This is a genomic window from Rhodovarius lipocyclicus (assembly GCF_009900765.1).
GTDB classification, from domain to species: Bacteria; Pseudomonadota; Alphaproteobacteria; order Acetobacterales; family Acetobacteraceae; genus Rhodovarius; species Rhodovarius lipocyclicus.
Genome location: NZ_JAAABL010000033.1, coordinates 16,040 through 38,233, shown reverse-complemented (window position 1 = coordinate 38,233; position 22,194 = coordinate 16,040). Strand labels below are relative to the sequence as shown.

At 70.3% G+C, this 22,194-nt stretch carries 20 protein-coding genes; 10 read left to right on the top strand and 10 right to left on the bottom strand.

The window, feature by feature from the left end; genetic code table 11:
• Nucleotides 1–1,719 carry a thiamine pyrophosphate-requiring protein gene (locus tag GT007_RS17205; RefSeq protein ID WP_268894558.1) on the bottom strand — a complete coding sequence of 573 codons (1,719 nt, stop codon included), beginning with the start codon at nucleotides 1,717–1,719 and terminating at the stop codon, nucleotides 1–3.
• Nucleotides 1,720–1,743: 24 nt separating this feature from the next.
• On the opposite strand from GT007_RS17205, the gene GT007_RS22565 reads away from it, so the two are divergent.
• A complete protein-coding gene (locus tag GT007_RS22565) occupies nucleotides 1,744–1,932 on the top strand; it encodes a hypothetical protein (protein ID WP_236571728.1) in 189 nt (62 codons plus the stop codon).
• A 1-nt stretch (nucleotide 1,933) separates the two neighbouring features.
• The gene (locus GT007_RS17200; RefSeq protein ID WP_160122889.1) at nucleotides 1,934–3,313 is read left to right on the top strand and encodes an amidase; all 1,380 of its coding nucleotides are present in this window, start codon (nucleotides 1,934–1,936) and stop codon (nucleotides 3,311–3,313) included.
• Nucleotides 3,314–3,350: 37 nt separating this feature from the next.
• Here the strand turns inward: GT007_RS17200 and GT007_RS17195 are convergent, their stop codons facing one another.
• Nucleotides 3,351–4,205, bottom strand: a complete 855-nt coding sequence (locus tag GT007_RS17195) for a phytanoyl-CoA dioxygenase family protein (RefSeq protein ID WP_160122888.1) — start codon at nucleotides 4,203–4,205, stop codon at nucleotides 3,351–3,353.
• Nucleotides 4,206–4,309: 104 nt separating this feature from the next.
• On the opposite strand from GT007_RS17195, the gene GT007_RS17190 reads away from it, so the two are divergent.
• The 4 genes from GT007_RS17190 (at nucleotide 4,310) to GT007_RS17175 (ending at nucleotide 8,800) form a co-directional block, all read left to right on the top strand.
• A complete protein-coding gene (locus tag GT007_RS17190; RefSeq protein WP_160122887.1) occupies nucleotides 4,310–5,452 on the top strand; it encodes a PQQ-dependent sugar dehydrogenase in 1,143 nt (380 codons plus the stop codon).
• A gap of 216 nt (nucleotides 5,453–5,668) precedes the next feature.
• Nucleotides 5,669–6,445 (top strand): TorF family putative porin, encoded by a 777-nt coding sequence (locus GT007_RS17185; protein ID WP_160122886.1) that lies wholly within the window; start codon nucleotides 5,669–5,671, stop codon nucleotides 6,443–6,445.
• A 163-nt stretch (nucleotides 6,446–6,608) separates the two neighbouring features.
• Entirely contained in the window at nucleotides 6,609–7,967 is a 1,359-nt protein-coding gene (locus GT007_RS17180) for a cytochrome P450 (RefSeq protein ID WP_160122885.1), read from the top strand.
• The gene (locus GT007_RS17175; RefSeq protein WP_160122884.1) at nucleotides 7,964–8,800 is read left to right on the top strand and encodes a lysophospholipid acyltransferase family protein; all 837 of its coding nucleotides are present in this window, start codon (nucleotides 7,964–7,966) and stop codon (nucleotides 8,798–8,800) included. Before GT007_RS17180 ends, GT007_RS17175 begins: the two co-directional genes overlap by 4 nt.
• Nucleotides 8,801–8,914: 114 nt before the next feature.
• Here GT007_RS17175 and GT007_RS17170 read toward each other — a convergent pair whose 3' ends face one another.
• From GT007_RS17170 to hflK, 3 genes are all read right to left on the bottom strand, one after another.
• Nucleotides 8,915–10,483 (bottom strand): DegQ family serine endoprotease, encoded by a 1,569-nt coding sequence (locus tag GT007_RS17170; RefSeq protein ID WP_160122883.1) that lies wholly within the window; start codon nucleotides 10,481–10,483, stop codon nucleotides 8,915–8,917.
• Between the two features lie 135 nt (nucleotides 10,484–10,618).
• Nucleotides 10,619–11,497 carry a protease modulator HflC gene (gene hflC, locus GT007_RS17165; protein ID WP_160122882.1) on the bottom strand — a complete coding sequence of 293 codons (879 nt, stop codon included), beginning with the start codon at nucleotides 11,495–11,497 and terminating at the stop codon, nucleotides 10,619–10,621.
• Complete coding sequence (gene hflK, locus GT007_RS17160; RefSeq protein ID WP_328798955.1) at nucleotides 11,494–12,567, bottom strand: FtsH protease activity modulator HflK; 1,074 nt, start codon at nucleotides 12,565–12,567, stop codon at nucleotides 11,494–11,496. Before hflK ends, hflC begins: the two co-directional genes overlap by 4 nt.
• 367 nt (nucleotides 12,568–12,934) lie before the next feature.
• Between hflK and apbC the strand changes: the two genes are divergently transcribed.
• A complete protein-coding gene (gene apbC, locus GT007_RS17155) occupies nucleotides 12,935–14,035 on the top strand; it encodes an iron-sulfur cluster carrier protein ApbC (RefSeq protein ID WP_160122880.1) in 1,101 nt (366 codons plus the stop codon).
• 106 nt (nucleotides 14,036–14,141) lie between these two features.
• Here the strand turns inward: apbC and GT007_RS17150 are convergent, their stop codons facing one another.
• The 3 genes from GT007_RS17150 to GT007_RS17140 all read right to left on the bottom strand — a co-directional run bounded on the left by GT007_RS17150 (nucleotide 14,142) and on the right by GT007_RS17140 (nucleotide 17,464).
• Nucleotides 14,142–15,239 carry a branched-chain amino acid aminotransferase gene (locus GT007_RS17150; RefSeq protein WP_160122879.1) on the bottom strand — a complete coding sequence of 366 codons (1,098 nt, stop codon included), beginning with the start codon at nucleotides 15,237–15,239 and terminating at the stop codon, nucleotides 14,142–14,144.
• A 189-nt stretch (nucleotides 15,240–15,428) separates the two neighbouring features.
• A complete protein-coding gene (locus tag GT007_RS17145) occupies nucleotides 15,429–16,415 on the bottom strand; it encodes an ABC transporter ATP-binding protein (protein WP_236571727.1) in 987 nt (328 codons plus the stop codon).
• Nucleotides 16,412–17,464 carry an ABC transporter ATP-binding protein gene (locus GT007_RS17140; RefSeq protein WP_160122878.1) on the bottom strand — a complete coding sequence of 351 codons (1,053 nt, stop codon included), beginning with the start codon at nucleotides 17,462–17,464 and terminating at the stop codon, nucleotides 16,412–16,414. Before GT007_RS17140 ends, GT007_RS17145 begins: the two co-directional genes overlap by 4 nt.
• 192 nt (nucleotides 17,465–17,656) lie before the next feature.
• Between GT007_RS17140 and GT007_RS17135 the strand changes: the two genes are divergently transcribed.
• Complete coding sequence (locus GT007_RS17135; protein ID WP_127788497.1) at nucleotides 17,657–17,902, top strand: Lrp/AsnC ligand binding domain-containing protein; 246 nt, start codon at nucleotides 17,657–17,659, stop codon at nucleotides 17,900–17,902.
• On the opposite strand, the gene GT007_RS17130 is transcribed toward GT007_RS17135, so the two are convergent.
• A complete protein-coding gene (locus GT007_RS17130) occupies nucleotides 17,892–19,400 on the bottom strand; it encodes a M81 family metallopeptidase (protein ID WP_236571726.1) in 1,509 nt (502 codons plus the stop codon). The two genes, GT007_RS17135 and GT007_RS17130, sit on opposite strands and share 11 nt — an antisense overlap.
• Nucleotides 19,401–19,482: 82 nt before the next feature.
• Here GT007_RS17130 and argE point away from each other — a divergent pair, with 82 nt between their 5' ends.
• Both argE and GT007_RS17120 read left to right on the top strand, forming a co-directional pair.
• The gene (gene argE, locus GT007_RS17125) at nucleotides 19,483–20,631 is read left to right on the top strand and encodes an acetylornithine deacetylase (protein WP_160122876.1); all 1,149 of its coding nucleotides are present in this window, start codon (nucleotides 19,483–19,485) and stop codon (nucleotides 20,629–20,631) included.
• Nucleotides 20,628–21,590, top strand: coding sequence for a M14 family metallopeptidase (locus tag GT007_RS17120; RefSeq protein WP_236571725.1), 963 nt, complete (start codon nucleotides 20,628–20,630; stop codon nucleotides 21,588–21,590). Before argE ends, GT007_RS17120 begins: the two co-directional genes overlap by 4 nt.
• Before the next feature lie 125 nt (nucleotides 21,591–21,715).
• Here GT007_RS17120 and GT007_RS17115 read toward each other — a convergent pair whose 3' ends face one another.
• Entirely contained in the window at nucleotides 21,716–22,192 is a 477-nt protein-coding gene (locus GT007_RS17115; RefSeq protein ID WP_160122874.1) for a hypothetical protein, read from the bottom strand.
• Nucleotides 22,193–22,194 lie beyond the last annotated feature (2 nt).

The following is a 22,194-nucleotide window of genomic DNA, read 5'->3' as shown; positions in this document are numbered from 1 at the left end:
TCAGAGCCTCGAAACCTGGGTTTCCTTGCTGGTGATGAATTCCAGCAGGGCGGGTTTGCCTTCCTTGGTGGCGGCGATGCCGCGCTGGATGGCGGGGATGATGTCCTCGGGCCGCTCGATGCGTTCGCCATACCCGCCGAAGGCCCGGGCCATGGCGGCGTAGTCGCCGCTGATGTCGGTGCTGCGGTATTTCTCGGTGCTGACCGGCATCACCTTCAGCTCGATCGCCATGGAGAAATTGTTCAGCAGGATGGACAGGATGGGGATGCGCTCGCGCACCGCCGTCTCGAAATCCATCCCCGTGAAGCCGATGGCCGCATCGCCCCACACATTGATGCAGAGCTTGTCCGGCGCCGCGAGTTTCGCGCCCATCGCCAGCCCCAGCCCATAGCCCAGCTGCGTCGTCTTGCCCCAGCCGAGATAGGAGAGCGGCGTGCGCGACACCCAGAAGGGCGAAAGCTGGTCGCGGGGCGAGCCCGCGTCATGGGTGATGATGGTGTTGTCCACATCCACCGTGCGCCACAGGTCGCGCAGCACGCGATAGGGGTTCAGCGGCGCGTCGTTGCTGTCGCGCTTCGGCGCCCATTGCCGCAGCCAGGGGGCGCGGATGGCCTCGATTTCCTGGTTCACGCCGGGGATGTCGCGGGGTTCCTTGATGCGGCCGCCCAGCTCCTCCAGCAGCGCGTCCAGCACCAGGGCCGCGTCGCCCACCAGCCCGATCTCGCAGCGCACATCCTTGTCCAGATGGTCGGGGTCGAGCGTGGCGTGGATGATGCGTTTGCCCTTGGGCATGGCCACGCCGAAATTGGTCTCGGTGAAGGAACACCCGATGCCGAGGATCACATCGGAATTGTCCAGGAAGTGCCGCACCGGCGCCGAGATCGCGAGCCCGCCGGAGCCCAAGGCCAGCGGATGATCCTCGGGGAAGGCGGATTTGCCGCCCAGGCTGCTGGTGACCGGCGCCGCCAGCAATTCCGCCAGCGCCCGCAGCTGCGGCCAGGCGCGGGCCCAGTGCACGCCCGTGCCGGCATAGATCACCGGCCGCCGCGCGCCCGCCAGCAGGGCGGCGGCACGGCGCACATCCACCGGGTCCGGCGCGGAGCGCGTGGCCACCGCCGGGGTGTAGTCCCAATGGGCGGGCATGTCCTCGTTGAACATGTCGGTGGGGATTTCCACCAGCACCGGGCCGCCGCGCCCGTTCTTCAACCGCGCGAAGGCACGGCGCATGATGTTCGGCACCTCGGCCGCGTTCATGATCGCCTCGGCGCTTTTGGTGATGCCGCGCATCTGCACCGTGGAGTTGTAGTTGGGCGGCACCTGCGCGATCCGGCGCGGATAGCCCATGGGCAGCACCAGCACCGGAATGCTTTCCCCGAAGCATTGGGCCACGCCGCCATAGGAATTCTCGGCCCCCGGGCCGTGCTGCATGCAGAAGGCGCCCAGCTCGCGCCCCGAGGTCACGCGGCTGATGGCATCGGCCATATGCAGGCCGATGCGCTCCTGCCGGACCATGACAGGGCGGATATCGATCGCCGCCGCGGATTCGATGAGGTGATTGACCGGATAGCCCGTGAGGGTGCGTATGCCCTCGCGCCGCATGATCTCCGCGATCGCGTCGCCGACCTTCATTGAGGCCCCTTCCCTGCTTTTCCTCCCGCACGGGGTTTCCCGAGCGGAATCGAGGCTAGACCGCTGTCGAGCCCCGGCGCAACCTTGCACTGCCGCAATCGGAGAGAAGGCTGGATGAGCGAGACGCCCACCTTGGAAACCATGAACCTGATGCTGGCCCGCGCCGGCATCGCCCTGCCCGCCGCCGAGGTGGAGGAACTGCGCCAGCACTGGCCGCTGTTCGAACCCATGCTGGCCGGGCTGCGCAAACCCGCCCTGCCGACCTCCGCCGAACTCGCTGTCACCTATCAGGCCCGCCGCTGAGATGCCCCTGACCATCGCCGAGGCCGCGAAACAGATCGCGGCGCGCAAGCTCTCGCCCGTGGAACTGGCCCAGGAGCGGCTGGCCCGCGCCGAAGCGCTGAACCCCACCATCTGGGCCTTCATCCGCATCACGCCCGAACCCGCCCTGGCCGCCGCGAAGGCCGCCGAGGCGCGGCAGATGTCGGGCAGCCTGAAGGGCCCGCTGGACGGCATCCCCTTCGCCCACAAGGATATCTACTGCACCGCCGGCATCCCCACGACCGCGCATTCGGCGCAGTTCATCGACCATGTCCCCACCGAGGACGCGACCACCGTGAAGTGGCTGGCCGAGGCGGGCGTGGTCTCGCTCGGCAAGTTGGCGACGCATGAATTCGCCTTCGGCGGGCCCAGCTTCGACCTGCCCTGGCCGCCCGCGCACAACCCGTGGAACCCGAAGCACTTCACGGCCGGCTCCTCCTCCGGCACCGGGGCCGCGGTTTCGGCCGGCATCATCATGGGCGGCACCGGCAGCGACACGGGCGGGTCGATCCGCGGCCCCTCCGCGCTGTGCGGCATCGCGGGCATCAAGCCGACCTATGGGCTGTGCCCGCGCACCGGCATCCTGCCGCTGGCCCAATCGCTGGACCACGCGGGCCCCATGGCCCGCACCGCCGAGGATTGCGCCCTGCTGCTGCAGGCGATGGCCGGCCACGACCCCGCCGACCCCGCCAGCGCCCAGGTGGAGATCCCGGACTACACCGCCGCCCTGGGCCAGGGCGTGAAGGGCAAGACCATCGGCGTGGTCCGCCATTTCCATGAGGTGGACAACCCCGTCAGCCCCGCCACCCTGGCGGGCATCGAGCGCGCGATCGCGGCCCTGAAGGATGCCGGCGCCACGGTGAAGGACGTGACGCTGCCCAGCCTGTGGGAGTTCAACTACGCCGGCTGGCCCATCCTGATGGCCGAGGCGTTCTCGGTGCATGAGACCCGCATGCAGACCGCGCCGGAGAAATTCGGCGAGGGGCTGCGCCACCGCCTGGCCTTCGGCGGGCTGGTCTCGGCGGCGGACTATATCGGCGCGCAGAAGCGCCGGCTGGAACTGATCGCCCGCACCAAGGCCGCGACCGAGGGCATCGACCTGCTGCTCACCGCCACCGCCCCCGGCGAGGCACCGCCCATCGACAAGGTGCCCAAATGGGCCCTGCTGGAAAAGCCGGGCTTCACCATGCCGGGCAACATCCTGGGCTGGCCCGCGATGAGCGTGTTCACGGGGCTCGGCGCCGGGGAATTGCCGGTGGCGGCGCAGATCATCGGCAAGCCCTTCGACGACGCCGGGGTGCTGGCGGCGGGGCACCTGCTGGAACAGGCGCTGGGCACGCTGGAACTGGCGCCGAAGATCTGAGGCGCCGAAGGTTGAGGGGGCGCCGCCCCCTCGACCTTCAATGCACCAGCGACATCTCCGGAATGGTCTCGCTGGCTTTCTTGAACCGCCCCAGGCTGTCCGCATGCGCGGCCAGTGCCGCCGCGTCCATATCCGCCTTGGGTTCCGCTTCCAGGTCGAAGTGGTTGTGCGTGTTCGCCCCCCGCACCAGCGTGGCCGACAGCCGCGTGGGCCCGGTGTGGTAGCAGCGCGCCGGGATATAGCTGATGCCCAGCCCGATCCGGTCTTGCGCCGAGCGGTTGGGCGCCGAGGCGTGCAGCACCATCGTGTCGTGCAGGGAGAATTCGCCGGGCTGCAGCTGCACCGGCACGCCCGCGGCCTCATCCACCGTGGCCTTCACCGTCTGGCCGCGGCTGAGCATGATGGCGGGGTCCGAGATATCGGTATGGGCGAGCTGCCCCTGCTTGTGGCTGCCCGGCAGCATGGTCACGCAGCCGCTTTCCAGCGTGCTGGGCGTCAGCGCCAACCAGGCGGTCACATGCTCATGCGGGGCTAGGCCGAAATAGGTGCCGTCCTGGTGCCAGGGCACGTAGCCCTCGGTGCCGGCCTTCTTCCACCACAGCGTGGTGTGGAAGACGAGGATATCGGGGCCGATCACATCCTCCACCGCGTCCAGGATGGCGGGGTGGCGCACGATCTCGGCGGCCCAGCGGAACAGCAGATAGGGCTTCAGCCGGGCGGGCGGCTGGCGCTGGCCCGGCTCCTCGGGGAAGCGGGCGGTGAAATCGGCGATGGAGCGGGCCATGCGTTCCTGCCACAGCCCCGCCTGCCCGGCGGAGACGGCGCGCATGGGGGAGACGAAACCATCCCGCCGGTATGCCGCGACCTGCGCGTCATCGAGAAGCTTGCTCATGCCGGCCCTTCCTGTCCTGTCGGGGAAGTTTTTCCCCGCCGCTCCGCCTTGGCAACCCATGGCCGTGCCTTTGCGGCGGCGCCCCGCACCCCCATCTGCCTGCCATGCCGACACGCCGTGCCCTGCTTGCCGCCACCTGCGGCCTCGCCGCCCCCCGCCTGTCATGGGCGCAGGACAACAGGGCCGCCATCCAGACCCAGGCCGCGCGCCTGCGCCTGATCCCCTGGTGCATGGGGCTGGAGCATCCCTGGGGCGCCGCCTTCCTGCCCGATGGGCGGATGCTGGTGACGGAACGCCCCGGCCGGCTGCGGCTGGTGGGGCGGGATGGCGTGGCCTCCGCCCCCATCGCCGGCCTGCCGCCGCTGGAGGCAGCGGGCCAGGGCGGGCTGCTGGACGTGAAGCTGGCGGCCGATTTCGCCACCAGCCGCCGCATCTGGCTCAGCACCGCCTCGCTGGCGGGGGGCGGCGCGCTGACGCGGCTGTCCCTGGCCCGCCTCTCGGAGGACGGGCGGCGGCTGATGGATGTGCGCACGGTGCTGGATGCCGCCCCCGCCCAGGCGCGCGGGCGCATCCATTATGGCGGGCGCATCGCCGTCAGCCCCGATGGCCGCCATGTGTTCCTGACCACGGGCGAGCGCAACGAGAACCGCGCCCGCGCCCAGGCGCTGGACGACCTGGCGGGCAAGGTGCTGCGGCTTTCGGCCGATGGCCGGGTGCCCGCCGACAACCCCTTCGTGGGCCGCCCCGGCGCCCGGCCGGAGATCTGGAGCTATGGCCACCGCAACCCGCAGGGCCTGGCCTTCAACCCCGCGACCGGCAGCCTGTTCGCCGCGGAATTCGGCCCGCTGGGCGGGGATGAGCTGAACCTGATCCGCCCTGGGCTGAACTATGGCTGGCCGGTGGTCAGCCATGGCCGGAACTATGATGGCAGCATCATCAGCGCCCGGCCGGACGCAGCGGGGATGGAGCCGCCCCTGCGCGCCTGGGTGCCGGCGGTCAGCCCCTCCGGCCTGGCCTTCGGGCCGCCGCAGGGGGTGTTCGCCGGCTGGCGGGGGGATGCCTTCCTGTGCTGCCAGAACACGCCGGGCCTGCTGCGCATCACGATGCGGGGCGATGAGCCCGGGGCGGAGGAGCGGCTGTTCTGGGAGAAGTTCCGGGTGCGGCAGCTGGTGTTCGACCAGGAAGGCGCGGGACATGTGCTGATTGATGAGGATGAAGGCGGCATTCTGCGTCTGGAGCCGGCCTGACTTAACGTCATCGTAAAATATCACTGATTTTTTGCACATTCTTTATGCTTTCGTGCAAAAAATCTATGCGATTTTTAACATAAACTTCGCCATACCCTTTCCTCGAAGCAATTTTGCCGCTCATGCCTGCTCCATAAGCACGCAGGCACATGCTAGCGACGTCATGCATACGCAGAGCGCAAACGGCGCCCTGTCACGAGGAAGGACGACGACCACATGTTGCTACGCACCGCTGCCCGCACCGCCGCCTTGGCGCTTTCGCTCCTGGTGCCGGCCATGCTCGCCAAGCCCGCGGCGGCGCAGACCGCGATCGGTGAGACCGGGCTGTCCGTCACCGGCACGCTGGGCTTCCAGAGCGACTACCTGTTCCGCGGCATCAGCCAGACCCGCAGCCGGGTGGCCGGGCAGGGCTCGCTCGAAATCTCCCACAGTTCGGGCCTGTATGTCGGCGCCTTCGCCTCGAACGTGGATTTCCTGGGCTACACGCCGCGCGCCGAATTCGACGCCATCGGCGGCTATCGCTTCACCGCGCTGGACACCAATTTCGACGTCGGCGCCACCTGGTACACCTACCACAATTTCGGCCGCCAACCGGGCCAGTTCACGTTGAACTACATGGAGTTCATCCTGAAGGCGACGCATGAGGTGGGCCCGGTGACGCTGGCCGGCACGGTCGCCCTCTCCCCGAACTTCTTCGGCTCCTCGGGCTTCGGTGCCTATATCGAGGGCGGCGCGGATTGGAACACCGGCTTCTACGGCCTGCTGGTCGGCGGCCGCGTGGGCTATCAGTGGATCGAGCGCAACGTGCGCTTCGGCGCGCCCGACTACGCCAACTGGAACCTCACCCTGTCCCGCCCGATCGACCTCGGCAACCTCGGCACCGTCACGGTGGCCGTGGGCTACTACGACACCAGCATCGGCCGCGCCGATTGCGGCGGCGGGCAGAACATCTGCCGCGCCCGCGCCCTCGGCTCGCTGACCTGGAAGTTCTGAGACTCATCCTCCCACTATACTTCCCTTAACCGCATGGGGCCCCGGCGCAAGCCGGGGCCTTTCGCGTTTCCGGGGCAAGTTATTTCCCAGCCCTCGCGCCATCGCGGCGCGGCGATGCTATGCTTGATTCCATCCCTTTCGGATCCCCGGAGATTCGCGCCGCATGAGCCTGCAACCGGTGGACGATTTCGTTCCTCCCTATCCCGAACGGCACCTCACCCGGCCGACCCTGGTGCAGGCCATCCGCCTGTTCCGGCGCAGCATGCTCGATGTCTGGATGAAGGGGCATTTCTCCGAGGACCTCTTCCAGACCAAGATCCTCAAGCGCCGGGTCTTCGTCTGCAATTCGCCCGACACGGTCCGCCAGGCCTTCGTCGAGCAGGCGGAGATCATGGAGCGCAAGACGCCGCAGATGCGCTACGCGCTGGAACCGCTGCTGGGCGACGGGCTGTTCATCTCGGAGGGCGAGATGTGGCGCCGCCGGCGCCGCGCCGTGGCCCCGGTCACCCATGCCTCCCGCATGCACGAACTGGCCCCGGTGATGACGGAGGTCGCGGCCGAATGGGCCGCGCGCTGGCAGGCCCTGCCCGAGGGCACGGACATCGACGCGCTGGAGGAAATGGCCCAGATGACCGCCGAGGTCATCTGCCGCACCCTGTTCGGCCGCGCGCTCGGCAGCGCCGCGGCCGAGACGGTGGTGCACGCCTTCAGCACCTATCAGGCGCGAATCGGCCAGACCGCCCTCGGCGCCATGCTGAACCTGCCGGACTGGCTGCCCCGGCTGCAGAGCTTCTCCACCCGGCGGGAGGCCCGGCGTATCCATGCCGTGCTGGACAAGCTGATCGCCACCGTGCTGGAGGCCCCGCCCGATGCCGGGGAGGCCTCCCTGGTGCGGGCGATGACCGCCCTGCAATCCATGGAACCCTGGGCCCTGCGCAACGAGGCGGCGACCCTGTTCATGGCCGGGCACGAGACCACGGCCAACACGCTGGCCTGGGCCTGGTATCTGCTCTCCCAATCCCCCGCCGCCGCCGCGCGCCTGGCCGCCGAGGCCCAGACCGTGCTGGCCGGCCGCACCGCCACGCTGGCCGATGTGGACGCCCTGCCCTATGCCCGCGCCGTGATCGAGGAGACGCTACGCCTCTATCCCCCCGTGCCCATGCTGGGGCGGGAGGCCCTGCGGGACACCACGCTGCGCGACCGCTTCGTCCCCCAGGGCTCGCTGGTGCTGGTGGTGCCCTGGCTGCTGCACCGCAACCCGAAGCTGTGGGACATGCCGGACCATTTCCGCCCCGAACGCTTCCTGGAGAGCGCGCCGCCCCGCTATGGCTATGTGCCCTTCTCCATCGGCCCCCGCGTGTGCACCGGCCAGCAGTTCGGCATGGTGGAGACGGTGATCTGCCTGGCGACCCTGGCCCAGGGCACCGCCCTGCGCCTGCGGCCCGGCCATGTGGTCCGCCCCGTCAGCCGGCTGACGCTGCGGCCGGGGGACGGGCTGCCGATGACGGTCCATCCGGCATGACGCCGCGCCAGGCCCTGATCGCGGTGCTGGACCGCGTCTTCGTCGGCATCATGCGCGGGACGCCGGGCTTCATCGCCTATCCGTTCAGCGGCCTCGTGGCGCGCCATATCGCGCCGCGCCTGTACCCGCGCGGCCAGCGCTATGCGCGGGAGAACCTGCCCATGCTGCGCCCGGACCTGCCGCCGGAACCGGCATTGGCAGCCATGTGGGACAATATGGGCCGCACCGCCATGGAGGCGCCCCGGGCGCTGCGCATGGTGCGCGAGGGGCGGCTGCGCATCCATGGCGCGGAGCATCTGCGGGACCTGCCCGTGCTGGTGGCCGGCCTGCACCTGGGCAATTGGGAGATGCTGGGCCCCGCCATCGCCGCCAGCGGCATCATCGGCACCGCCGTCTATCAGCCTCTGGCCAGCAGGTTCCGCACGGAGGTCCTGCTCTCCCAGCGCCGGCCCAATGCCCGGCGACTGCTGCCGGGCAACGAGCCCGTGGCGCGCCCCGCCTTGCGCGCGCTGATGGAGGAGAAGAACCTGCTGTTGCTGTTCGTGGACGAGTTCCACAGCGGGGTGGTGCACGCCCCCTCGCTGGGACGCGGGCCGCGGCGCAAGGGCAATATCGCGCTGGCCGTGCGCATGGCGCGGAAATCGGGGGCGGCGATGGTGCTCGGCTATTGCCTGCGCAGCCCGGGGCCGGTGTTCGATGTCCACTTCGTGCCGGTGCCGCTGCCCGACGAGCAGGACGCCGCGATCGACGCGCTGGATGCCGCGATGGAGGCCGTGATCCGGCCCAACATCACGCAGTGGTTCATGCTGCATGAATGGCGGCCGATGGGGTGAGATGACACCCACCAGGGGGCGCTGCTCCCTGGACCCCCGCCCAAGCCGTAGGGCGGGGTCGTCAGGGGCAGAGCCCCTGACTGGGGGCCCGGGGGCAAAGCCCCCGAGCGCGGATCAGCGGGCGGCGCCCAGGCGCAGCGGCACGAAGCGCTGGCCGTTCTGCCCTTCCACCAGGAACAGCGCGGTGCCCCGGCCCTGGCGGCGCAGGCGTTCCACCCGTTCCGTCAGTTCCTGCGCGGTGTTCACGCGTTCCTGCTGCACTTCCAGGATGATGTCGCCCGGGCGGATCTCCCGCTCGGCCGCCGGGGAGTTCGGCGCCACTTCCACCACGGCCACGCCGCGCTGGTCCGGGCGCAGGCGCAGGCGCTCACGCAGTTCCGGCGTGATGCCGGCCACGCGGATGCCGAGGCCCGCGATCTCCGTCGGACGGCCAGGCTGCGGCACGGCGCGCTGCTCGGCGGAGGCCAGCTGCTGTTCCGGCGGCAGTTCGCCCAGGGTAACGTGCACGGTCACTTCCCGGCCATCGCGCCACAGCACGACGGGGGCACGGGTGCCCACGGCGGTCTCGGCCACGATGCGCGGCAGGCTGCGCATGTCGCGCACTTCCTGGTTGTTGAAGCGCAGCACCACGTCGCCGTTGCGGATGCCCGCCTCGGCCGCCGGGGTGCCTTCCTGCACGCGGGCCACCAGGGCGCCCTTGGTGCCGTCGCGCAGGCCCAGGCTCTCCGCGATCTCGTCCGTCACCTGCTGGATGTTCACGCCCAGCCAGCCGCGCCGCACGCGCCCGCCCTCGGCCAGCTGCCGCGCGATGCCGCGCGCCAGGTTGGAGGGGATGGAGAAGCCGATGCCGATCGAGCCACCGCTCGGCGAATAGATGGCGGTGTTGATGCCCACCACCTCGCCGCGCGTGTTGAACAGCGGGCCGCCGGAATTGCCGCGGTTGATCGCCGCGTCGGTCTGGATGAAGTCGTCGAAGGGGCCCTGGCGGATGTCACGCCCGCGCGCCGAGACGATGCCCGCCGTGACGGTGCCGCCCAGGCCGAAGGGGTTGCCGATGGCCAGCACCCAGTCGCCCACCTCGGCCGTGTCGGAATCGCCCCAGGGGACGAAGGGCAGCGGCGCGTTGTGGCGCACGCGCAGCACGGCGATGTCCGTGCGGGGGTCGGTGCCCACCAGCTCGGCGCGCAGGGTGGTGTTGTCCTGCAGGATCACGTTGATCTCGCTGGCGCCGTCGATGACGTGGTTGTTCGTCACGATGATGCCCGAGGGATCGACGATGAAGCCCGAACCCAGCGAATTGCCGCGCCGGGCGCCGGGCCCGGGGGCCTGACCGCCAGGACCTTCGTCGCCGGGCGGGCGGTTGCGGTTCAGGAAGTCGCGGAAGAATTCCTCGAACGGGCTGCCCGGCGGGGCCTGGGGCACATCCGGCGCGTCGGGGCGCGCGTTCGGGCCGCGGGCGCGGGCGGGCGGCCCGCCACCGATGGTGGTGGAGACATTGACCACCGCCGGCAGCAGCCGCCGGGCCAGCGGCGCGAAGCTGTCCGGCCGGCCGGCCGGCACGTTCTCGGCGCCGGGCGCGGCAGGCGCCGCCACCGGGGGCGTGGCTGGCTGCGCCAGCACGGAGGGGGGCGCGAAGGCTGGAATAGCCAGGCTCGCGGCGAGAAGGGCTGCGGAGAGACGCATGGGCACCTCTGTGAAACTGGCCTTCCGGCCAGAGGGGGCTGGCCTTTCGGCCCGATACTGAAATCTCTAACGCCGCAAAGTCACCGGGGGATGACAGAACAGTCTCCCCCGGGAACAAAGGGTATCTTTAATGTATCAACGCGCGTGCGGCAGTTCCGGCATCGCGCGCAGGTAACGGAAGAAATCGCTGTCCGGCGTCAGCACCATACGTGCTTCGCCGGAGCCGAACACCTCCCGGTAGGCCTGCATGGTCCGCCAGAACTGGAAGAACTCCGGGTTGCGGTTGAAGCTTTCGGCGAAGATGCCGATCGCTTCCTGCTCACCGGTGCCGCGCAGGATGTTGGCTTGGCCCTCAGCCTCGGCCAGCAGCACGGTGCGGTCGCGGTCCGCCTGGGCGCGGATGCGCGCGGCCACTTCGGCGCCCTCGGCGCGGGCCTCGCGGGCCACCTTCTCGCGCTCGGACTGCATGCGGGCCAGGATGGCCTGGGTGTTCGCATCCGGCAGGTCGGCGCGGCGGATGCGCACGTCCACCACCTCGATGCCGAAGCGGCGGGCTTCCTCGTTCACCTGGCGGCGGATCTCGCCCATCGCGCGGGCGCGCTCGGCGGACAGCACGCTCAGCAGCGGCTCATTCGCCAGCACCCGGCGCAGGGAGGAGCTGACAATGGAGGACAGGCGGCCCCGGATGCCGATCTCGGCCTGGCCCACGGTCTGGAAGAACACCAGCGGGTCGGTGATGCGATAGCGGGTGAAGCTGTCCACGATCAGCCGGCGCTGATCGGTCAGGATGACTTCCTCGCCGGGCGCCTCATAGTCCAGCAGACGCGCGTCGAAGGCGATCACGGCCTGCACGAAGGGCAGCTTCATATGCAGCCCGGCCTGGGTGATGACGCGCACGGGCTGGCCGAACTGCGTCACCAGCACCTGCTGGGTCTGGTGCACGGTGAAGAAGGAGGACAGGGCGGCGGCCAGCACAAAGAGCAGGGCGCCGATGCCGATGACGAGGCGGTTCATCGCGTCACCCCCGGGTTGCGGGTTTGCGGCACCAGGGCCGGGGCGGCGGAGGGCGCGGATTGCGGCGTGGCGCCGCCGGGCACGGCCGGGCGCACCGGCGGGTTGCCCAGCTGCAGGAATGGCACCACCCCCTGCAGGCGGTCGTCCACCAGCACGGGCGGGTTGCGGCGCAGGATCTCTTCCATGGTTTCCAGATAGATGCGGCGCGTCGTCACGTCCTGCGCCTGGGTATAGGCCGTGAGCACCGCGGCGAAGCGGCCGGCCTCACCGCGGGCGCGGGCCACCTGGCTGTCGCGGAAGCCTTGGGCCTCGGCGACCATGCGCTCGGCCTCGCCGCGCGCGCGGGGGATGATGTCGTTGCGATAGGCCTCGGCCTCGTTGCGCACCGTCTCGCGGTCCGCATTGGCGCGCTGCACGTCGCGGAAGGCATCGACCACGGCCGCCGGCGGGTCCACCTTCTGCATCTGGATCTGCACAATCTCGATGCCGGCGCCGTACTGGTCCATGATCGCCTGGGCGCCGCGGCGGACGTCCTGCTCGATCTGGGCGCGCGCCTCGGTCAGCGCGGCCTGGATGGGGGTGCGGCCGATCACCTCCCGCATCACGGATTCGGCCACGGATTTCACCGTGTCGTCCGGGTTGCGGGTGTTGAACAGATAGTCGCCGGCATCGCGGATGCGCCAATGGATGGCGAAGTCGATGTCCACGATGTTCTCGTCGCCGGTCAGCATCAGCGATTCGGCCATCACGTCGCGCTGCGCGCCGGGGCGGGCGGCCGGAACCGGCTCCGCCCCCGCCCGGTAACCGACATCGACGCGGTTGATGCGCGTGACGCGCGGCGTCGTCACGGCCTCCACCGGCCACGGCATGGCGTAATTCAGGCCGGGCTGGGCGGTGCGGTTGAAGGCGCCGAAACGCATCACCACCCCCAGCTCATCCGGCTGCACGCGATAGAAGCCCGACCCGGCCCAGATGGCGGCCACCGCCACCCCCGCCAGCGCGATCATCCGCCCGCCGCCCGTGCCACGCGGCAGGTAGCGGCGCACGGTGTCCTGCACCTGGCGGATCACTTCCTCCAGATCCGGGCTGGGCCCGCCCGGCGGGCGCGGCCCACCGGGAGGAGGGTTGCCCCAGGGACCACCCTGGTTACCAGGGGGGCGCGGGCTGCCCCAAGGGCTCTGCCCGCCATTGTTCCACGCCATCTGCGCCGTTTTCTCCGCGAAGCCTGTTCAAAAGTAACAGCGAGTTTAGATAAGCGCGCCGCATCGCGCCACCAGGGGGAAACCAAAGGGAGGCCCGGGGGATGCGCTTCGCGGCGGTTGCGTCCATATCTTCGGCCGGCACGGCCCGCCCCGCAACCAAGGGGCGGCGCGCCGGACCCGCCGGGGGGCATATCGCCCGGCGACAGCGAGTTTTCAACGGAAGACGGACCCGCGAATGACAGAACATGCGGTGCGCCAGGCCCTGGCGCTGGTAAAGGACCCCGGCACGGGCAAGGGTTTGATCGATGCGGGTTTTGTCGAATCGGTGCTGGCGCGCGACGGGCTGGTGCAGGTGACGCTCGCGGTGCCCCGCGAACGCGCCCGCGACATGGAGCCGGTGCGTGCCGCCGCCGAGGCCGCGGTGGCCGCCCTGCCCGGCGTCCTCTCGGCCACCGTGGTGCTGACGGCGCACAAGCCCGCCCCGGCCGAACCGCCGAGGAAGGCCGCCCCCGCGCCGTCTCCCGCTGGCCAGGGCGCCATGCTGATGCCCGGGGTGAAGCACATCATCGCCATCGCCTCCGGCAAGGGGGGGGTGGGCAAATCCACCACCGCCGTGAACCTGGCCGTGGCCTTCGCGGCGCAGGGGCTGCGCGTGGGGCTGCTGGATGCCGACATCTACGGCCCCTCCCTGCCGCAGATGCTGGGCACGCAGGAAAAGCCGCGCGTCTCCGGCAGCCGCATCCACCCGATCGAGCGCTGGGGGCTGAAGGCCATGTCCATCGGCTTCCTGGTGGAGCAGGAAACGCCCATGGTCTGGCGCGGCCCCATGGTGATGGGCGCGCTGGAACAGATGATGGGCCAGGTGGAATGGGGCGATCTGGACCTGCTGGTGGTGGACATGCCGCCCGGCACCGGGGACGCGCAGCTCACCATGTCCCAGCGGGTGCCGCTGGCCGGGGTGGTGATCGTCTCCACCCCGCAGGACGTGGCGCTGATCGACGCCCGGCGCGGCGTGCGCATGTTCGAGAAGGTGAACGTGCCCGTGCTCGGCCTGATCGAGAACATGAGCTTCTACTGCTGCCCGAACTGCGGCCACCGGGAGAACATCTTCGGCCATGGCGGGGCGGAGAAGGAAGCCGAACGCCTGGGCGCGGAATTCCTGGGCGCGCTGCCGCTGCGCCTGGCCATCCGCGAACTGGCGGATGCGGGCACGCCCATCGTGGCGGCCAAGCCGGAGAGCGAGGAAGCGGGGATCTATCGCGGGATCGCGGCGCGGGTGTGGGGGAAGCTGCACGGGGAAGCCAAGCCGCGCGGGCCGAGCATCAGCTTCGAGTGAGGCGGCGGGGGCGCCGCCCCAACCGCTGCACACCCAGCCTTCCCAAACGAAAATGGCGCCTCACCCGGCAGGGTGAAGCGCCACTTCCCGTTCCGGAACAGCGGGATCAGGCCGCCACGGTCACCTTCACCGGGGTGGTCCAGCCATGCGCGTCCGGCGCGCGGCCATACTGGATGCCCACGATCGCGTCATACAGCTTCTGCGTCAGCTCACCGGTCTGGCCGCCGCCGATCTTGATGTTCTCGCCCTTGTAGCCCAGCTCCCCCACCGGGGAGACGACGGCGGCGGTGCCCGTGCCCCACATCTCCTTCAGCGTGCCGTTGCGGCCGGCGGCCATCACCTCATCGATGCTGACCGGGCGCTCGGAGACCTTGTGCCCCCAGTCGCGCAGCAGCTGCAGGATGGAATTGCGGGTCACGCCATCCAGGATGGTGCCGGCGAGCGGGGGCGTGATCACCTCGTCGCCGATCTTCATCATGATGTTCATGGTGCCGACCTCGTCGATCCACTTGCGCTCGACGCCATCCAGCCACAGCACCTGGGTGTAGCCCTGCTTCTCGGCCTCGGCCTGGCCCGACAGGGAGGCGGCGTAGTTCGCGGCGGTCTTGGCCTCGCCCAGCCCACCCTTCACGGCGCGGACATGGTTGTCGGAGGCCAGGATGCGCACCGGCTTCACGCCTTCCTTGTAGTAGGCGCCGACCGGCGAGCAGATCACGAAATAGGTGTAGCTGTGCGAGGGATGCACGCCCAGCATCACATCGGTCGCGATGATGGTCGGGCGGATGTACAGCGCGGTGCCGGGGGTGGAGGGCACCCATTCATGGTCGGCGGCCACGATCGCCTCGAAGCTGCGGCGGACCAGGTTCACGTCCAGCTCGGGGATGCACAGGGCACGGGCGGATTTGTTCAGACGCTCCGCATGGCGCTGGGCGCGGAACAGGCGGATCGTGCCGTCGGCGCCGCGGAAGGCCTTGAGGCCATCGAAGATCGCCTGGCCGTAATGCAGCACGGAGGTCGCGGGGTCGAGGCTGAACGGCGCGTAGGGCACCACGCGCGGGTCATGCCAGCCCTTCTCCTCGGTATAGTTCATCACGAACATATGGTCCGTGAAGACCTTGCCGAAGGACAGGGAACTGTCGGCGGGCCGGGGATGAGGCGTCCTGGTCCGGGTCAGGCTGATGGGGGTTTCGTTCGATGATGACATCACACTCACATCCGCAGCTTTGTTGCGCCTGGGCTGATATTAGGGCAACAAGCATGCGCGAATAGCCCCGGTTCGGGACATTGCACCTATGCGGCGGCGGAGTAGGTCATAATCACTGCCATGACTGCAACGCACAACGGCATGGCGGCGCGCGAGGCGCCCCCATGCCATGCCTGAATCAGGGGACCGTCAGCCCAGCTTGATGCAGCGTGCCCTGCGGCCACCGCCCAGCTCCACCATCGGCGGGATGGCGTCCAGGCAGGCCTGTTCGGCCATCGTGCACCGGGGCGCGAAGCTGCAATTCACCGGCTTGGTGGACAGGCTGGGCGGGGCGCCGGGGATGGTGGTCAGGATCTTGCCGCGCATGTTGCCATGCACGGTGCTGTTCAGCAGCCCGCGCGGATAGGGGTGGGCGGGGCCCGCCATGAAGCTGGCCACCGGGCCTTCCTCCACCACCTTGCCGGCATACATCACGGCCACGCGGTCCGCGATCTCACCGGCCACGCCCAGGTCGTGGGTCACGAAGATCACGCCCATGCCCATCTTCTGCTGCAACTCGCGCAGCAGCAGCAGTACCTGGATCTGCACGGTGGCGTCCAGCGCGGTGGTGGGCTCGTCGGCCAGCAGCAGCTTGGGCCTGCAGGCCAGCGCCACGGCGATCATCGCGCGCTGGCGCAACCCGCCCGACAGCTCATGCGGATAGGCCGCGAGGCGCCGCTTGGCCGAGGGGATCTGCACCAGCTCCAGCAATTCCAGCGCCCGGGCATCGGCGACGGAGCGCGAGACCCCCTCATGCCGCTGCACGACCTCCGCGATCTGCCGCCCGATCGTGAAGACCGGGTCCATCGCCGTCATCGGCTCCTGGAAGATCATCGAGACGTCGCCGCCGCGATAATGCGACAGCTCCTTCTCGTTCATCGCCATCACGTCGCGGCCCGCGACCTCGACCCCGCCGGACACCTGGGCGAATTTCGGCAGCAGCCGCATCAGCGCCCGCAGCGTGACGGATTTGCCCGAGCCCGATTCCCCCAGGATGCACAGCACCTCGCCCTGGGCGAGTTCCATGTCCACGCCGTTCACGGCATGCACGGTGCGGTCGCGGGTGCGGAAGGTGACGTGCACATCCTTCAGCCGCATCAGCGGCGCGGGGGTGTCCATCTTCAACGCGGCGCTCATGCCATCACTCCCGCCTTGCTGTGGCCGCTGCCGGGGCTGGCGATGTGGCAGGCGGCCAGATGCCCGCCGCCCAGATCGGCCATCAGCGGCTTCTTCGCGGCGCAGACATCCTCGGCCAGGGTGCAGCGGGTGCGGAAGCGGCAGCCGCTGGGCGGGTTCACCGGGTTCGGCGGATCGCCCGTCAGCGGCGGCTCGGTGCGGCGCTTGGCCGGGTCCATGGACGGGCGGCTGGCCAGCAGCGCGCGGGTATAGGGGTGCGCGGGGCGGTCATAGATGGCGTCCACCGGGCCGATCTCGGCCACCTCGCCCAGATACATCACCAGCACGCGGTCGCTGATGAACTGCACCACGTTCAGGTCGTGGCTGATGAACACATAGGTCAGGCCGAACTGCGCCTTCAGCTCCACCAGCAGGTTCAGCACCTGCGCCTCGACCGATTTGTCCAGCGCCGAGACCGGCTCGTCCAGGATCACCAGCCGCGGGCGCAGCGCCAGCGCGCGGGCGATGTTCACGCGCTGGCGCTGCCCGCCCGACAGCTCATGCGGATAGCGCCGCGCGAAGCTTTGCGGCGCGAGGCCCACGGCCGCCAGCAGGTCCCGCGCGCGGGTGCGGGCCTCGGCGTCGCTCAGCCCATGCACCTTGGGGGCGAAGGCGATGCTGTCCTCGATCGGCAGGCGCGGGTTCAGGCTGGCGTAGCTGTCCTGGAACACCATCTGCACCTGGCGGCGGTAATCGCGCAGCGCGATGCCGCCGGCATTGCCCTCGCCCACCGATTCGCCGTCGAAGATCATGGTGCCGGTGTCGGGCGGCATCAGGCGCATCAGCAGCCGGGCGGTGGTGGATTTGCCGCAGCCCGATTCGCCCACGATGCCCAGCGTCTCGCCCTTCTGCACCGTGAAGGTCACGCCATCCACGGCGCGCACGGTGGCGACGGTGCGGCCCATCAGGCCGCCCTTGATGGGGAAGTGCTTTTGCAGCCCCTCCAGCGTCAGCAAGGGCTGGGCGGGGCCGCCCCTATCCACACCACTCTGGTCGATCTGCGTGTCCATGGGGGCAAACTACCCCCGCGGGGGGTGGCAGCGGAACGAAGGGGGCAGGCACCGCATCGCCCCCCCGGCCCGCTTCTGCCGCTTCCTTGGGCAGAACCCTCTGGCCGCGCTCGCCCCCCGTTCAGCGGGGCGCCCCGCTTGTGCGACACCCCCGGCCCCGTCATCCTGCGCCGCATCAGCTGGAGGCTTCCGATGCGCGCGATCTTTGTGTTGATCAAATGCGAGATGGGCGCGGCCTATCGGGTCGCCCGCCACATGGCCGATTCCATCGAGGAATTGTCGGAGATGCATTCCATCTCCGGCACTTACGACCTGCTGGGCAAGTTCTACCTGGAACCGGACCAGGATGTGGGCCTGTTCGTGGTGGACAAGGTGCAGACCGTGGCCGGCGTGAAGGACACGCTGACCATGCTGACTTATAACGCCTTTACGGCGTAGGGGCGGGCCACACCGCCCCCTGGTCCAGCGGATAGACCGGCCGGGGCAGCCGCTTCCAGGTGAAGTTCGCCAGCACCGGGCTGGTCAGCCCGGCGGTGTCCACCTCATACACCCGCCCGGGCGGGGCGAATTCGTCGAAGCCCGCGCGGAAATGCCCCCGGCTTTTCACCACGATGCAGCGCGCGGCGGCCAGGTCCAGGCCGTGCATCTCCAGCGTGCGCGGCTCATGGCATTGCCGGCGCAGGCTGATCACCACCACCTCCAGCCCGCTGCCCTCCAGCCGCAGCCGCGCGCTGGGGCCCAGGTTGAAGCCCCGCCCGGCCATGGTGCCGCGCCGGCCCACGCCGCGCCCGTCCGTCAGCTTCACCACCGTGGCGCGCGCCGTCATCGGGCGGCTGAATTCGCTGGGGGTGCGGTTGAAGCGCGCCTCGAACACCGCGCCCTCGCCCAGCGCATGCGCCTCGGCGGCCAGTTCGGGGTCCACGAACAGGCCCAGCACCACGCCGGGCACCTCAGCCTCATGCAGGGCTTGCAGCAGCCAGGCGGTGTTGCCGCGCCCGCCGCCGCCCGGGTTGTCCCCGCTGTCGGAGAAGATCACCGTCGCCGTGGCGTCGCGCGCCACCCGCACCGCCTCGGGCACCGAGAGCAGGGTGCGGGTGTGCCGCTCCCGCTGCGCCCAGGCCTTATCCGCGATGGTCTTCGCCGCCGCGTCGGCCACGGCCTGGCTGGTCGCGGTGGTGTTGATCGTGATGCCGCATTTCGGCAGGTCGCTGAACACGAAGCCGCCGGTCACGCTCACGTTCAGCAGGGCGGGGTCGGCCTCCACCATCGCCTCTCCCATGCGGATCAGGTCGGCATAGGGACCCTCGGCGGTCAGCAGCGTGACCGTCGGCGGGGTCAGCGGCAGGCGGATGAAGGCGCGGTGCAGCTTCGTGCCGCCCAGCAGCAGGCGCAGCATGTCGGCGGCCTCGGCGGCGCGGGCGGCCATGTCCACATGCGGGTTGGTGCGATAGGCGATCAGGCTGTCGCAATTCGCCACCAGCGTCTCACTGACATTGCAGTGCAGGTCATGGGTGACGACAATGGGCACCGCCGGCCCCACCACCTGCCGCACCAGGGCCAGCAGCGTGCCGTCGCTGTCCTCGTCGCCGGTGGCCGACGACGCGCCGTGGCTGGCCACATATACCGCATCCAGCGGCAGCGCGGCCGCGAGGCCCCGGCGCACCGTGTCCAGCATGCGCAGGAACAGCCCCTGCTCGATCGGCCCGCCCGGGGGCGCGGCCCAGATGGCGATGGGGCAAGGCGTCCAGTCGCCCGTCTCGTCCATCCGGCGGTAGAAGCCCGGAAGTTCCGCCGGAAGATGTGATCCGGCCGAACGCGCCAGCCGGGTGATCGCTTCGCCTTCCTCCCAGCATTGGGTGCGGAAATCGGCCTCCCCGGTGGGTGGCGCGAAAGCATTCGCCTCAAGATGAATGCCCAGGATTGCGATCTTTGGCATGCGGAAACTACTCATGGTTCGGGGCCCCGATTGCCAGCCACCGTGTCACGACTAGGATGGAGCCGAAAGAGGCACAGGGAACATGCTGGAGGAGGCTCGCGCCCATTTGGCGCGGCTGGTGGGTTTCGACACCACGAGCCGCAACACCAACCTGCCGCTGCTGCGGTGGGCGGAGGCGGAGCTTGCCCGCCATGGCGTGACCGCGCGCCTGATGGAGCGGGACGGCAAGGCCAACCTGCACGCCATCATCGGCCCGCCTGTCGCGGGCGGCATCGCGCTGTCGGCCCATGTGGATTGCGTGCCGGTCGAGGCCCAGGCCTGGACCAGCGACCCCTTCGCCCTGCGCCGCGATGGCGACCGCCTGTATGGCCGCGGCACGACGGACATGAAGGGCTTCGTCGCCTGCATGCTGGCCATGGTGCCGGAATTCGTGGCCGCCCCGCTGGCGCGCCCCATCCATCTCTGCCTGACGCATGACGAGGAAACCACCTTCGAGGGCGCCGAGCGGCTGATGCCCGAGCTGGCGCATGACGCCCCGCCCCCCGCCTGGTGCGTGGTGGGGGAACCGACCTCGATGCGCCCCGTCATCGCCCACAAGGGCTATGCGAGTTGGGATGTGACGGTCACCGGCCTGTCCGGCCATTCCTCCCGCACCGATGCCACCGCCAACGCGCTGATGGCCGCGGCCGAGGCGGTCGCCTGGCTGGCGGCCGAACACCGCCGCTTCGTGGCCCAAGGCCGCCGGGTAGAGGGTTTCGAGCCGCCCCACACCACCGTGCATGCCGGCACCTTCCACAGCGGCACGGTGCTGAACATCGTGCCCGACCGCGCGGCGTTCACCTTCGAGGTCCGCACCGTGCCCGGCGACGATGCGCGCGAGGTGCTGGCCCGCTTCCAGGCCATGCTGGAGGGCGAGATCATGCCCCGCCTGCGCGCCACCCACCCCGGCGCGGGCTTCGAGATCCGCCGCCGGGCCTTCGCCCCCGCGCTGGGCTTGCCAGAAACCCACCCGCTGACGCTGGCCACCCAGCGCCTGACCGGGCGCAACAGCGCCGCGCGCGTCAGCTACGGCACCGAGGCCGGGTATTTCGAGGCCGCGGGCATCGCCGCCATCGTTTGCGGCCCGGGCGACATCGCCCAGGCCCACCAGCCCGACGAATTCATCGAGGAAAGCGAGCTGGAATCCTGCCTCGGCTTCCTGCGCCGCCTGGCGGAACGCCAATGCCAGTGAAGCCGCTCAACGAAGCCCTGGCGGCGCTGGCCGCCGGCGAGCCCGGCCCGCCGCCCCCCGTGCGCATCTCCCGCCCCGACCTGCGCCCCTGGCTGGAAGGCAACGCCATGCGCGGCGCCTGGAGCTTCGAGGGCCCGGCCCCTGGCCCGCATGTCTGCTTGGTGGCGCTGACCCATGGCAATGAGATCGCGGGGGCCGTGCTGCTCGACCGCTGGCTGCGCCAGGGGCTGCGCCCGCTGGCCGGCCGCCTCTCCCTGGTTTTCGCCAATCTCGACGCCTTCGGCCATTTCGACCCGGAGGACCCGATCGCCAGCCGCTTCATCGAGCAGGATTTCAACCGCGTCTGGAGCCCGGAGCTGCTGGACGGCCCCGGCCGCTCCAACGAGCTGCGCCGCGCCCGGGTGCTGCGCCCGCTGATCGAAAGCGCGGATGTGCTGCTCGACCTGCACTCCATGCTGTGGCCCGCCGACCCGCTGCTGCTGGCGCCCGATGAGCCGGGCAGCATCGCGCTCGGCCTGTCGCTGGGCGAGCCGCCTCTGGTGGTGGCGGACCATGGCCATGAGAACGGCCGGCGCATCATCGACCATGTGGCGGCCCTGGGCCACCGCGCCGTGCTGCTGGAGGCCGGCGAGCACTGGGAACCCGACACCACCGCCCGGATGGAGCGCGTGGCGCTGCGCCTGCTGCAAAGCCAGGGCCTGCTGGAAGGCACGCCCGCCCCCGCCCCCCGGGCCCGCCTGGCGCGCGTGACGGAGGCCATCACCGCGCGTAGCCCGGCCTTCAGCTTCATTCGCCCCTTCCGGGGCGGCGAGATCCTGGCCGAACCCGGCACGCTGATCGCCCATGACGGCGCGCGGGAGATCCGCACCCCGCACCCGGACTGCCTGCTGGTGATGCCGACCCTGCGCACCGCCCCGGGCGTGACCGCCGTGCGGCTGGCGCGGTTCGAGGAGGCTTAAGGCCTGTGGACAGTTCGCTTTGGGATGCGACTGGCGAGGGATTTTTCGTGCTGGCCAGGAAGAAGCCGAAGCCAATGCCGGAGCATTGGCGAGGGTTCTGACGCCGCCGGACGCGCCCGCAGGCCCTAAGGCCGGCGGGGTCGCCGGCGCGGCCGGTCGAGCGCGGTCAGCGCCGCGTCGGTTTCCGCCAGCGCGGCCTTCAGGTCGCCCTGGCCCGCCGCCTGGCGGGCGGCGGCGATGCGGCCGACCGCCCCGCCCCGCACCGGCTCATCCGCGCGGGTTGCGGGGGTGGAGCGCGTGAGCAGACGGGATTCGGCGCGTTCCAGGAACTCGATGGCCGGCCCCGGGCGGCGGGCGGTCAGCGCCGCGTGGGCGGAGCGCAGCAGCCCGGCCGCGTCGTCCACGCCAGCCGCGTCGGCCTCGGCGGCGGTGCGGTTCTGTTCCGGCACATAGGGGGTGGCGGCGGGGTTGGCGCGGGCGCGGTTCTGCTCGCGCACCGTGCCGTCCAGCTGGGCCACCCGGTCGGGGTGGCCTTCGCCGTGATGGGCCAGGGCGGGGCCGGCGACGAGCAGCAGCGAGGCGGCAAGCGTGGCGGCGCGCATGG